Raw genomic sequence first — 13,169 nt, forward strand, 5'->3', positions numbered from 1 at the left:
AATCTGGCTTTTGGACTGCTTTGGGATTGTATCATTTTCACTCATAATTATTCATTCCATTAACTTAGATCCACTTAAGATGACAGGCATTGCCTCTCATAGAGTAGCAAAAACTAGCAGTAAATGGGGCATATAATCAGAAGTCATGTTGTGGTTATATTCTCATATGCTTTCTCCGATTTGGTCTGCTGTAATACTCTCTCATCATAATTGTTGAAAGTCACAAGACTGAGGCACGTAGAAAGACTTAAATCAGCTTAGATACAGGAAATTTTTTATATAGCGTGCAAACTGCCACGTCATAAATTACTGCTACCTGCTTTCTTTCAACACCATTTGAAATGAGCCGCCCGGCCTGCGCCCATTGTTCAGCAGTTAACTTCGGACGCCTGCCGCCGATCCGCCCCTTTTCCCTCGCAACCGCCAAACCCGCCCGAGTGCGTTCCACTATCAACTCCCTCTCCATTTCTGCTAGAGCTGACATAATATGAAAAATGAAACGCCCCATCGGACTTGATGTATCTATACTGTCGGTGAGGCTCTTAAAGTGGATACCGCGCTGCCGAAGCTCGTCCACCAGAAGAACCAGATTACGCATGCTGCGCCCAAGGCGATCCAGCTTCCAAACCACCAGCGTATCCCCCTCATTCAGTGCCTTGAGAAGTTTTTTGAGTGCTGGCCGGTTTGCCACTGTTCCGCTCATTTTTTCTTCAAAAATCTGCTCACATCCTGCGCGTTCGAGCGCTTGTCGCTGAAGATCCGTATTTTGGTCATTTGTTGACACCCTTACATAGCCAATTTGCATATTTTTCACCCAATAAATTCTGCAAAAAAATCAGGTGAAGTTATCGGCCTGGTGCCCTCAGGGCAATCTATAAAACGTCGGTTTAGGAGATAGCGTCACAGCCAACTTCGGAAGCCTCGAAATTGGAGCGAAAAAGGCCTCTTCTGCAAGCTTTGTTGATTTCCATTTTATTGGCACTAACGACTATGACGCGCGCATCCTGTGTGGTGGCAATTCGAATGGCGGGATGGGGAAAGGGGATTTCACTTTCTATGCTGGAAAATACACTTTTATCGGTGACAGTTTTGAGTTTCGAAATCCTATCACCTGCCAGAACAGCATAACTGCTTCAGGGAGCATTAGCGCTGGCGGTTCACTAAGAGCCGTAACATCATCAAACGTATGGGCCTCCAGCGATACACAGAACGCTCACGTGTGGTTTTACGGTGCGGGAGGTATTGAATCACGAGGGGTAATCTATGCGCCCAAGGAAGGTACCATCCGGCTCAGGCCTGATAATAATGATAATGGTGGAGCAAATGGCTATAGCTTCTCTTTCGGAGCTGATGGCAGGTTTACCTGTATTTCTGTGAACCAGACTTCGGATGAGCGAGTGAAGTTCGATAAAGAGCCCGTTAGTAACGCTCTGGAGAAGATATGCTCACTGACGGGCTACACGTTCGGCATTCAGCTCACAGAATCGGAGTCGGTACGCAGCGCAGGTATCATCGCCCAGGAACTGGAGCGTGTTCTTCCTGTCGCGGTAAGTTCAGGCGGTACCGGCATTACACCTGAAGGAAAAGAAATCGACGACCTTAAAACCGTTGACTACAGCGCAATGAGTGCCCTGTATGTAGAGGCCATCAAAGAACTGGCCGAACGATTAAAGGTCATCGAAAAAGAACTGGCCGACCTACGCGGCCCGGTAGTTGCCTAACCTTCGTTATCACCTTGCTGTCGTTGTTGTTCACGACTGAAAACTGAATCAGTGGGCATAATCTCGTCGATTTGCAGTTTCAATCCTTTTACAGCAGCAATCAGATAGCCGATCAGCCCCATATAATCGGCAACAAGATAATCAGTAGCTTCATCATGAATTACCAGGTCGGGAATCACTAAATCGAGATCTTGCGCAAGCGCGCCAGCGGTTAATCTCTTTGAATCTGCATTCTTATAGCGGAACGTGTAACCATCAAGCGCGGCTATCTTTTCCAGAGCCTCCGCAGGTTCGATGATGTTCACTTCCTCTTTTGCGTTCCAGTCTGACGTAAGAGTAACGCCGTTGGCCTGAACCGCCCCTTTCGCGTTAATTGTTCCATTTCGTGTATTGATGTACACGGCAGGTTTCCCGGCAACCACGCCATTAACGGGCAGGTTATATGCAGTACAAAAGCCGATTCCGTACCAGCTAACAATGTTGATGTTGGACATGGAATCGAATGATGCTGTGTCAGTGCCTGCTTCAATAGCCCTGAACCCTCCAATTGCTACCCCAGAGGATGTATCACTTGCCGCTGCCGGGATACGGATAGTAGATGATGCAAACAAAGCTTCCCCGTTCGCTCTGAAGGCACTGACGGTAACGTTATTTGCATCCTGAGTGGCCAAACTTCCTAAACCGAGGTTTGTGCGAGCGTCTTCTGCCTTTGTTGCCCCGGTTCCGCCGTCAGCAACAGCCAGCGCACCGTTACTCCCTTTCTGCGCCAGTTTACCGATGCCGGGGATCGTTACAGAGCTGCCGTTGATGGTAACTGTAATGCTCTGGTTTGCTGAGGTTGTGGCGAACGTCTCCCACGCGCCAATGTTCTCGTCATACTCTTTGATGAGCTGAGACATGGCCTGCGCTAGGCCATCGACCGATATATTGTCAGATACCAGAATGCCGTACTTCTGGCCGCTCAGCGCCTGGGAAGCAGCTGGCGTAACCGTCATTGACGTGGCGCTGTTCACGGATGAAATCTGAAACATCTGGAGCGGGTTAGACATGACGATAATCGTCTGGCCAGCGCGTACCTGGCTGGCCGGTGCCGTCCAGTTTGTGCCAGTGCCGGTTGCGGTATTTCCGTTAATAGCGATAGTGCCAGTGTTATAAAGCATGAACTACCTCACGATAATAACGATCGTTTGAAACGATCAATAATGTAAAATTGATCGCTCATATCAATCTGACTATTTTTTAAACTCTAATAAAATGGATATTCCCGCATTTACAGGAATGTAGAAATGAAACGATTATTTGCTGCAGTATTTTTGCTGCTGGCTGGATGTTCCAGTAAACACACAGACAACGCATTCAGAATGGACTATCCGGTTGAAGCTGCCCGTTTATCATTGGGCGGTGATATTCACGTGAATATTGACTGCGCCACACGGGAAATGACGGTTATTTCTGACAGTAGCAATGGAATATTTAGCCGACATGTAAATAAACGGCTCAGTAATATTTGCTATAAAAAAACCGATAAACTTGATGTTGTTTATCGCTTCAACGCAGCGAAAGGGGTGAGACAAAATATGATTGCCACTCAGTACCCTCGCGTTCCCCCTGAGTCAAATACCGACAAACTGAGCAATGGGGATTCGTAATCCCCTGCCCTGAAATGTCTGGCTCCAGCTGCGCTGGTTTTTTGAAATGTACCGCCCCTGTAGCTGTGAGCCCGTCCATTTGAGCACTATCCCTGAATAGCCCGTAACGGTTCCATCATCGCTGAGATTGCCGGGGCAGTTATTTACCAGAATCCAGGGGTTAAAGCTCAGGCTCACGGAAAGCGTATTGTTCTGCAGATCATAGTTCGCCGGCACATCGAAGAACCCGACAACACGTGGCATTTTCGATGCGGAAGCAGCGCTCCATATTAGATTCCCTCCGCTGTCAAATACGTCAAGATAACCGCTCTGCATTCCAATATTACGTGCAGTCCGGATCATACTCCCCGCATTATCTTCAAGCAGGTCTGCTCCCGGCATACCGTACCTGTTTGCGCCCAACTTCAGCCATCGCAATCTGCCGTCATTCCAGAATTGCTGCGGTGTAAAACCCAGCGTGCTGCCATTACCAAACGGGCTATCTACCTGGTAATACCCCTTACTCTCAACAGCTCCGAGTGTCCGCTGGTCATAAAAAAGGGTGGACCTGTTTTGTGAGTCCACCAGCAGTTTACCATCGCTGTTATAAACTTCGAATCCGCTCATTGAAAGTTATAAACCTCCACATTGAGTGTTATCGCAGGGCTTCCGGTTGTCGGCAAATAATAAGCAGTAAAACCGCCGTTATATGCGCGGCAGTGGTATTCATTGACCGTAGCGCCAGTAGACACAATCGAAATAAATGAGCCGTCCTGTGTTATTCCCCCGAAAGAAACGTTTTTCGACGTCTCCCCCGCAGCAAAAGTTACAGAGGTGCTTCCGATATACCGGATCGCATAATCGCTTAAATCAACTGCAACCCGCCCTGCACTATCCCAGCATTGCAAACCCTGTGGCATTACCATAACCCCATTCTGACGCGCAGCACATTGTTGCTATCGTAGATGCGAATGAGAGTGCTGGTTATCAGCATCCTCCCGCCCCCGGCCACGCCATTGATTTCGAACGACCCTCCCTTATCAAGCTTCCAGCCTGCAGATCCAGCCACATAATTATTCGACTGGATATAGTTGCCGATTTTGGCATTCTCAATGGTGCCGTCCTGAATGAAACTGGCCCGAATGAATGTCTGCCCGTTCTGGATCACGAACGGCAAAGCCACACTGTTTCCGGCTGCCGTGGTGACGGCGAAGCGGTCAGCCAGGAAGATAACCTGCGACTGCATGCCGGATGGCGTATTCTCAACGCCGATCCCCATCCCCGCGGCGTAATACTGCCCGTTGCTGGAGACGCCAACCTTGATGTTATACATCGCGCTGAGTTCGCCGTTTACGTTCGCTATCGCCTGAGCGTTAGTGGTGATGGCGGAGGTATGCCCGTTCACCGTCGCCGTTATGCCGTTTATCTGCGTGGCCGTGGCCTGCTGGTAATCAGAGAACGTCTGATTCAGGCTATTGATGGATGCCTTGTTGCCGTTAACGTCCGTCTGCAGGCTCAGCAGCGAACGTGCCGTTGCCTCCTTCTCGTTAACGATTACCTCATCAATACGATCCAGCTGCGCGCTGTTACCGGCGACCGTTGCGGATAGCCTTTTACGTGTGGCCACCTGCGCCAGCCCGTTCTGGATAATGGCAATGGCTGAGTTCTTGACCCCGCCCGTCATGCCGTCCATAGACACACTGATGCTGTCGATTCGCTGGCCCAGCGCGGTATCAGCCGTCGCAACGGTCTGCTCAAGCTGACTGAGTGAAGACGAAACATTCCCGACCGTGCTTGAAAGCTCATTAACGCTGGTCTGAACCTTCCCGACGTCCTGGGCATTTTTGGCAATGTCCTTCGCCTGCTGCTCCAGTTCGTCGTTGGCCTGCTTGATATCGTTAGCCATGCCAGCAATTTTTTCATTGCTGTCCACCGCGTTCTCGATCAGGTCCTTGAACGTTTCCGACTCTTTCATATCCTCCAGAATGTCATTCGTTATTTCGCTGACATCTATCGAGGACGTGCCCATGATCCAGTCGGTCCAGTCCCCGGCGTTACCGATACGGTCAATCAGGCGCGCGCGGTACCACTGGCGAACGCCGGCAGGCATGGGGCCATGCTGATAATCTGCAGCCGGGTACGGCACCAGGACCAGCAGTTCAGGATTGGCGTAGTCGGCAGTTGTGGCGCGCTGAATCTCTGTATAGGCCGTATCGCCTGAGCCATCCGGAAATTTCCAGTTCAGGTCGATATGCCAGACCACATCTTCGGTCGCCAGGAAGTTGAGCGGAGTACCCGGTTTTCCCGTTTTACCGGAGAGATAAGTTGTTTCACCGTATCCCCATGGTGACGACGTATCCTGCGCATTCAGTGCCCTTACGCGCACGTCATAGCTGCCCGAATAAATGCCCTGAACCGAGAAACCCTGCGCGCTGGTAACCGGAACGTTTATCCAGTCCCCGTTGTCCTTACGCCACTGGGCAACATACCGGATTGCGCCCTCTACCCTATCCCATGACACGTCCAGGCTTGCTACAGTCAGCCCCTGAGACACATGATCGCTCTCAGTCACCACGATATTCTTCGGAGCAGACAGGACGCTTATCGGCGTGACGGTGATCGGGGGAGACTCGACCCGAACGCCGTCATCGATGTAACGATATTTGTTTGGATCGTGCTGAACGGCCGTAATAGTGAAACCACCTGTACTGTCGTCGTTAGCCGCGATTGAGGTGACCCTGAAGTACTGTATTGCGAGGTTATCACTGTCTATCGCCCAGACAGCGCCCGCCACAGGAACCTGACTGAATGCCGTAGCCACCGTCACCGTTTTTTTATCGGCGCTCACCGCGCTGATTGTCCGCGTCTGGGCTTTTCCGTCGGGAAGGTTAACCACCAGCCGGTCTTTCGCCGCGTAGTCTATTTCTCGATCGAGGGTAATCTGGCGGCCGTTGACCGCGCTTATGCGGCCCCCGTTCTCCTTACCAGAGCGGAAAGGATCGGCGACACCGATAATTTCAGCGGGCAAAGGGATATAACCGTCCAGCCCCACGCCAAACGATACGGTCCCGTCTTTGGCATTGGAGAGCAATACCCAGCGACCGCGTCGGTGCGCTTCACTTTGCGAGGTGCAGCCGATTGCGGTCAGGGACGTCTGCCGGACGTCGTAACGTTCTACAAGCGCCGAATCGTAAACCCCCTCAACGGTATCGCTGTAATGGTTCTGCGGATCGGACCAGGACACCAGGCAGGAGCTGTAGCGATTCTTGTATGAGCCGCCCGCATAAGTAAACAGCCCATCGATAACGTTTGAGGCGTTATAAACCCAGTCAACATCGTCCTGCGGGACGTCTGCCTGGACATAAATCTGATCGTTGCCCCAGAACGTTATGCCACGAAATACCGCGGCGAGATCGTTAAGTACCTGCCAGGCGTCCTCCTGGCTCTGAATGAAAACGTTGCAGGTGAAACGCGGTTCGGTGCCACCGGCACCGTCGGAAACCATTTCGTCGCAATACTGGGCTATTGAGTACAGCGCCCACTTATCCACCATGGATGCATCCACGCGCGTGCCCATGCCGTAAATTTCATCCAGAACCAGATCATAAAATATCCAGGCGGGGTTATTGGACCAGGCCATTTTAAACCCACCGGACCATGAGCCAGAATAGGTTCGGGTTATCGGATCATAGTTATCCGGAACCTTTATCAGTTTGCCCTTTATCTTACAGGTCACCTTCGGTGCGCTGCCGTTGAACTGGCTGCTGTCCACTTCGACATACAGTAGCGCCGTCAGAGGATAACGAAGCTTGCTGTCGATGACTTCCGCATACGAAAACACCTTGAAGGCGTTAACCAGTTTCGAATTTGATCCGCTGGCATCAGCCGTAATACGCCTGACCCTGACAGACCAGCCGGACGTGGATTTTGGCAGATCGATACGGTAGTCACGCTGATATTCCGTCGTGGTCTTTCCGTCAAACTTGCCGTTTACAACCGTTTTCCAGGCGCCGCCGTCCGTTGATAAATCGATCGCATACTCGGTAACCGTGCCCACCATATCGCCGTTATCTTTATAGAGATACTGGACCGGAAGGCTAAGCTTGATGCGGATGGCATCCAGGGAAAGGTTGGTAAACTGGCGTGTCCAGGGCGCGGTGGTGGTGACAGTTGTGCCCACCGCCAGCTCGTTATCGACCTGGGGCATCCCGGCAATATAGGTCTGGTCCTGTGTGCCCTTGCGGAACTCCCATTTCACGCCGCTGAAGTTGTATTCCCCGCTGTCGTTTGCCAACGGCGTATCGTTGAGAAAAATGTTCTGTGCAGTCAGGTCGCCCTGTATTTCCCCCTCAGAAACGGCAATGAGCATTTTTAATTTTGCGACCGACAGCAGATCGTCAGGCTGCTCAACCGGAGTATGCGCGCTACCCCCGCCCCCTTTGGCACCCTGCAGGATGGTTTCTTGTTCAAGAATCTGCATTTTTTCACCCATAAAAAAAGGTGCCGAAGCACCTTTAAGTTAATGGCCGCTGGCCTACTGCTGATCGCTCGAGTACATACCGGCGCTGACTATCGCTCCCCCTGCCTCGATCAGACCGTAAGCCAGGGGGACAGGGTGCCCCATAGCGACGGTATTGACCGGCGCCCCGAAGGCATAGTTAGGCGTGTTATCTATGCTGGAGGATTTACCCGCGCCGAAGGATGGCTGGGGCGTGAGCATCTGGACAACGCCGCCCAGCATCATTGATACCCCGACCCCGGTCAAAATTGACGTGGCGCTGATGGCTGTTGCACTCATCGCCGCCCCCCAGGCTGCCATACTCGCACCGGCGGTAAAGAATGCAGCGACCAGCGCAACGGCACCAACAACTATCTGAAGAACCCCAGAGTTTTTGGCCCCCTCATAAACGGACACGATCCGGTATACACTTCCCCCGCGGGTCATATCGAACTCTTCCAGCCCGATATTGTTATCCCCGTTGAAAAAGGCGAAACGGATCCCCTTCATATGGGCTTCCGACATGTATTTTTTGAAGCCGGGAACCTGCGAACATACTGCCCTGAGCATTTCACGCAGATCGGCAACATCAAACTGAACGCGGGCCCCGAATTTTTTAGCCATCTTACCGTCGAGAATAAGCGTTTTAAGCATTCATGTTGTCCTTATGCCTGACCACCCGGACCGTTCTGTCGCGATAATATTTCCCATACGGCGTACGCGAAGAAAGGTGCCCGAACAAATGATGAAGAATGATGTTGTCACCCAGATATACAGCGGCGTGATTGGTCACCGATGCCTGCACACTCATCATGATGATGTCCCCGGGCTGCATAGCACCGGCGTCAATCTCAACGAACCCCTCACGCTCCCAGTTGTCATCGTAGAGCCGCTCTTTGCCGCTCTCCCACCATTCGTAAGGCACCGAATAGTTCCCGAGGCCAATACCATATTCACGCTGATAATATTCCCGTATCAGCGACCAGCAGTCCGCGTAACCCAGCAACCATTGCCGCCCGGCATAATCCCGGTCTTCACGCGGGGAAATCGTACAAAAATCACCGTCCGGCCAGGACATGATCCCCCACTCAATACCCGACCAGTCACACTGGATGCGGTCCAGCTCGGAGGGCACCAGCCGGACCACATCCGGATGGGAGTGAATGACCATAATGATTTCACCGAGCGCGCGGGCAGCAAGCTGGTCTTCCGGAGAGAGCGTGAATGTTTCCTCCGGTTTATCCGCGATGTTGCGACAGGGAATAAAGATTTGCTGCTGCCCTGACTGAACAATCAGGCCGCAGGCTTCTTTGGGGTATTCACCAGCGACGTGCTGACGGATAGCATCCAGCAATTTTTCTCGCATTATCATTTCCCCTGCAGGTTGGCGGCCGGAAAGCCCCCGAATGGCAGCGGCGCGTCCGGACCGTGACGATCCTGACAGTCCTGACGGCGGCCGCCACAAACGTCTTTTGACGGGTCATCGGTCGGCATACCGTCTTTGGTAAAGTATTTCGTACCGTTGTAATCGCATCCGGTCCCGCTGCGGTACCAGCCCCGCATACACCAGGTGCAGACAGGCGTAATCTGCCGTGTCGGCAGCTGCAGGCTCTGAATATCGAAAGGAGAACACAGCTCGAAATCAACCTGTACCCGCGTCTCTGCGGTTTTAGCATTGACGTAAAAGAGCTGTACGCGCTCATCGGCAGGGCTGGCACCCGGATTACCGTTTTTCCAGTTGGCGGCGTCGAGATACTTCGAAAGCGTGGTATGGATTTTGACCTTAGCCCTGACCATATCGTCATATTCAAGACACAGCGCCGTGACATAGTTCCCGACGTTCCCGACTGAGAGCGTGGGAGTCGGCTGGGACCCGGTACTTGATAACTCCATACCCTTCAGTTCATAAGGATGAGGATCGTACTGGTTGCCCTGCCAGATTATGGCGGGCAGGTTCTCAGCGGCGAAGGCTGCCCACCCCTCCTCCTGAATATTGTGCGCATGAAACCGCAGCACCTGATCCATACCGAATTCGGTGCCGTCGATCTCAATCAGCTGAATAACGCTGCCGGGCTCAAGCTGTTGTATATCTCCGGTAAAACTCATATTACCCCCATAAAAAAAGCCGCCCGGAGGCAGCTTTCAGTGTTTGTCGAGAAAATCAGGGCGCAAACGCCTGTTCAAAAGTGAAGGCCACCGTGGCTTTTTTCCCGGTAGGGAATGAAACGCTGAACGAATCGGCCTTCATTCTGAACAACTTTTTTTCACCCCATGGCGTGGTCCACCAGAACGATTTAGTAACGTGAGACATCAGAAAAGCGCGCAGCGCAGCCGCCTCCTGTCTGGTGCCCGTCCAGTCCAGGTTCCACGTTTCCTGTTTGTCGTTGATCCCCATCCCCGCTATCTGTTTGTAGCCATCGCCGAACTGGGCCTGCAGCGTTCGAGCCGTTTCAGTGCCCTGCGCGGTTTTTCGCGTGCGCCAGGTAAACGTGTCTGTCACGGTGTCCTCCTCGAATAAAGCACGCCGCCTGCGGACATTTCTTTTTTCAGTCGCTCGGTGATTGTCTGCTGAACAATCGCCTGCAGCTGTTTCGCCGTCCCCGTGGCGTTCGCCTGATTTATGCTCCCGTCACTCCCCCGCTGGCTGATGTTCACAGGGGCATAAACACTGATCCCGCCCATGCCAGCCCCGGCTGCGCTCCCGCCGCCGACCAGACCACCCGAGGCATACCCGCGCATCAGGCGATAGAGATTCGCCACGCCGATGCGACTGGTTGACTCTTTGGTGAAGACGAATTCCCCGCGGTGAACGATACCGGCTGGCTCGTACTTGCCGCCGTGCCCGGTAAAACCGCCCACGTCAAAACCCTGTGGCCGGTATGAAGGGACCGCGAATGACTGACCTGCAGAGGAGGCTTTCGCCCCGCCGCTCACCCAGCCCATTGCGCTCTGGATGGTGTAAGCCACCAGCAGCTGGTTGATAACAGACACAATCATTTTGAGGATTGAGCTGGTGAAGTCCCGGAAGCTCGCCTTCCCGGTTGTCGTCAGGCTGGTAAGCTGGCCCGCCAGCCCGCTGAACGTTGCCTGCGAAATCTGCTGAACTGAGCTGAAAACGTTTGTCGCTGAATCCTGATATTCGGCCCAGCCCTGTTTCGCACCAGCCAGCCAGTTAGCGCGCAGGGCATCTTCAGCCTCGAACGTCGCCCTTTGCTCTTCCAGAACCTTTTGCTGCGCCTGAGGGTTATATGAATAGCTCTCGCTGAGACGTTGCATGGTGGTTTGTCGCCCGGCCTCGCGGGTAGATAGCCCCTCAGACTGAGCCTGTAAACCCGCCCTGGCGGCTTTTTGCTGCTGCTCAAACTTCACGGCCTGGTCGGTCAGCTGGTTGAGCTTTTGCTGCCTGGCAACCTTATCGCCCAGGTCGGCCAGCTGCCGCTTGTACTCGAGCGTTTCTTCCTTGTGCGCAAGCAGGGATTTTTCCTGCGCCGTAAGCTGACGACGACCAGCCGCCTCCTGCAGAACGGCGAACTGATTTTCAGTCTGCCAGAGATCCTGCCGCTGTTTGCTTATGACGTCGTTTACGCTGGTATGCTGCTCGAGTGTTTTAAGCTGGGCCTGAAGGGTGAGAAGTTCAGCCTGCGCTTTTTCTTCAGCTTTGTCCCCGGCTGGCGTTGAATAGCTTTTGCCTTTCGGCGTTTTGGGATCCTTCCACTGCTTTTCAATCCCGGCGCGTGCTGCCGCTATGTCCTTTTCAGTCCACAACGTGGCGATGCCGTCTTTCGCATCCTGGCGGTTTTTAGCAATAAGCTGACTGAGTTTTTTCTCCGCAAGGGCACGTTTTTCTGCCGCCGTCGCCCCGGATTCAACCATCTGATTAAATTGCTGCTGGGTCTGGACGGCCTGTGTCTGCTGTTCCGTCCGCATTTTTTCCCGCGCGGCTGCCAGCCCTTCCTGGGCGTATTGCTGATCGGCAAGATCGTAAGCCTGCTTTTTCAGCTCCACCTGCTGGCGCGCGTTTCTCAGCCTTTCCGCATCTGCCTTTTGCAGAACGTTGTTACCGGCATAGTCCGGATCAACCTTGAGATTGCCGGACAGAGCACGGTACTCTTTCTCTGCTGCCTGCCATTCAGCAAAAGAGTCCTGGCGCTTCATCGCGGTGTCAGGATTACGCCCTATGCCCAGCATCGCATCCCACGCGCCTGAGGCCGCATTCTTCACCCAGTTCCAGGCTTTTTCGAGGGAGCCAAGATTTTCCTCAACCGCCCCGGCCCGCTGAATGACCGCATCAGAATACGCACGCATGGCAAGCTCTGATGCTTTCTGCGTATCTCCCATCGCCTGAGCAGAGGCAATCTGTTCATACTGCGTGGCCGTCAGAAAATGCAGCGAATCGTTGAGCGTTGTGACTGCATTAACCGGATCATCCTTCAGGCGTTTAAACTGGTTGATGGTTTCGTCGACGGCCTGCCCGGTGGCCTGCTGCAGCCTGGCAGCAACATTGCTCACCATGCTGACATCATTACCGCTAAACGCACCACTTCCGACAACCTGCGCCAGCACACCTGCAGCAGCATGCTGTGTGATGCCATTACCTGCCAGTGAGCGCGCCAGTGCCTGTAGCTGTCCGGACGTTTTCCCGGCGTAATTCCCGGTCAGGATCAGCTGCCTGTTAAATTCCTCGGACTCTTTGCTGCCGTCATACCAGGCTTTACCCAGCCCGTAAACCGCCGCGGCAATACCACCAACCATGCCGGCGATCCCAAGCCCGCGCAGCGACAGCAGCTGGTCTATCCATCCTGCCCGGTTCGCCAGCGTGATCCCGGAGCCGCGCAGCGCACCGAAGTTACCGCGCATGACCTCGCCGATCAGTATCCCCAGTTCCTGCCGCGCTGCGGCACTTTGCAGGCCCAGACCGTGCGTGGCCACTTTGGCAGCCTCGAGCTTGCGGATATAGACCTCAGCCGCATCGCTTGCACCAACCTGCGCCGCCTTCATGCGCAGCAACTCGGTACCGGAGAGTTTTTGCTCTGCGACCTGTTGCTTCAGCTGACTGAGGAATCGGGTACGCGCGGCGGCCGATTTTTCCTCCACGATCTGCAGCTCTTTTTGCCTGGCCGTGGTGCGGGAAATCAGGGCGAGATAATCCTGCTGGGTGATATTGCCCTGTGCCCTTGCCGCACGAAAGCGCGCCTGCACGTTCGCAAGCGACTGCGTTTCACCATTGAGCTGGCGAACGCCGTCAATCTGGCGGAAAAAGGATGCCGCCAGTTCATCCTGACGGCGGGCAAGCGCTGCGGCCTGTCCGTCATTTTCCCGCAT

The 13,169-nt window shown here is 53.6% G+C and carries 12 protein-coding genes; 2 read left to right on the forward strand and 10 right to left on the reverse strand.

Translation table 11 applies throughout. The features are described from left to right. Nucleotides 1-247: 247 nt before the first annotated feature. Nucleotides 248-805, reverse strand: a complete 558-nt coding sequence (locus L977_RS12295) for a recombinase family protein (protein ID WP_047625837.1) — start codon at nt 803-805, stop codon at nt 248-250. A gap of 412 nt (nt 806-1,217) precedes the next feature. Here L977_RS12295 and L977_RS12300 point away from each other — a divergent pair, with 412 nt between their 5' ends. Continuing rightward, nucleotides 1,218-1,721: a tail fiber domain-containing protein gene (locus tag L977_RS12300; RefSeq protein WP_197061798.1), complete on the forward strand. Its 504-nt coding sequence runs from the start codon at nt 1,218-1,220 to the stop codon at nt 1,719-1,721. Here L977_RS12300 and L977_RS24325 read toward each other — a convergent pair. Then, nucleotides 1,718-2,881: a tail fiber domain-containing protein gene (locus L977_RS24325; protein ID WP_081987737.1), complete on the reverse strand. Its 1,164-nt coding sequence runs from the start codon at nt 2,879-2,881 to the stop codon at nt 1,718-1,720. The genes L977_RS12300 and L977_RS24325 overlap by 4 nt on opposite strands. Nucleotides 2,882-3,007: 126 nt before the next feature. On the opposite strand from L977_RS24325, the gene L977_RS24540 reads away from it, so the two are divergent. Beyond that, entirely contained in the window at nt 3,008-3,370 is a 363-nt protein-coding gene (locus L977_RS24540) for a hypothetical protein (RefSeq protein WP_156118172.1), read from the forward strand. On the opposite strand, the gene L977_RS12310 is transcribed toward L977_RS24540, so the two are convergent. The 8 genes from L977_RS12310 to L977_RS12345 form a co-directional block, all read right to left on the reverse strand. Next, a complete protein-coding gene (locus L977_RS12310) occupies nt 3,335-3,976 on the reverse strand; it encodes a hypothetical protein (RefSeq protein WP_047625832.1) in 642 nt (213 codons plus the stop codon). The two genes, L977_RS24540 and L977_RS12310, sit on opposite strands and share 36 nt — an antisense overlap. Continuing rightward, on the reverse strand, nt 3,973-4,275 hold the full coding sequence (locus L977_RS23840) for a hypothetical protein (RefSeq protein WP_044865545.1): 303 nt from the start codon (nt 4,273-4,275) through the stop codon (nt 3,973-3,975). Before L977_RS23840 ends, L977_RS12310 begins: the two co-directional genes overlap by 4 nt. Beyond that, nucleotides 4,269-7,841 (reverse strand): host specificity protein J, encoded by a 3,573-nt coding sequence (locus L977_RS12320; RefSeq protein ID WP_047625833.1) that lies wholly within the window; start codon nt 7,839-7,841, stop codon nt 4,269-4,271. The genes L977_RS23840 and L977_RS12320 overlap by 7 nt, the downstream gene beginning before the upstream one ends. 42 nt (nt 7,842-7,883) lie before the next feature. After that, on the reverse strand, nt 7,884-8,501 hold the full coding sequence (locus tag L977_RS12325; RefSeq protein ID WP_047625834.1) for a tail assembly protein: 618 nt from the start codon (nt 8,499-8,501) through the stop codon (nt 7,884-7,886). Further along, nucleotides 8,494-9,213, reverse strand: coding sequence for a C40 family peptidase (locus tag L977_RS12330; protein WP_032678755.1), 720 nt, complete (start codon nt 9,211-9,213; stop codon nt 8,494-8,496). The genes L977_RS12325 and L977_RS12330 overlap by 8 nt, the downstream gene beginning before the upstream one ends. 2 nt (nt 9,214-9,215) lie before the next feature. Beyond that, nucleotides 9,216-9,953 (reverse strand): phage minor tail protein L, encoded by a 738-nt coding sequence (locus L977_RS12335; protein WP_047625835.1) that lies wholly within the window; start codon nt 9,951-9,953, stop codon nt 9,216-9,218. A gap of 55 nt (nt 9,954-10,008) precedes the next feature. Then, on the reverse strand, nt 10,009-10,347 hold the full coding sequence (locus tag L977_RS12340; protein ID WP_001704112.1) for a phage tail protein: 339 nt from the start codon (nt 10,345-10,347) through the stop codon (nt 10,009-10,011). Next, on the reverse strand, nt 10,344-13,169 hold a 2,826-nt coding region (locus L977_RS12345), incomplete at its 5' end, for a phage tail tape measure protein (protein WP_047625836.1). The genes L977_RS12340 and L977_RS12345, both read right to left, overlap by 4 nt.

This window comes from Enterobacter sp. ZOR0014, assembly GCF_000798855.1.
GTDB lineage: Bacteria > Pseudomonadota > Gammaproteobacteria > Enterobacterales > Enterobacteriaceae > Enterobacter > Enterobacter kobei.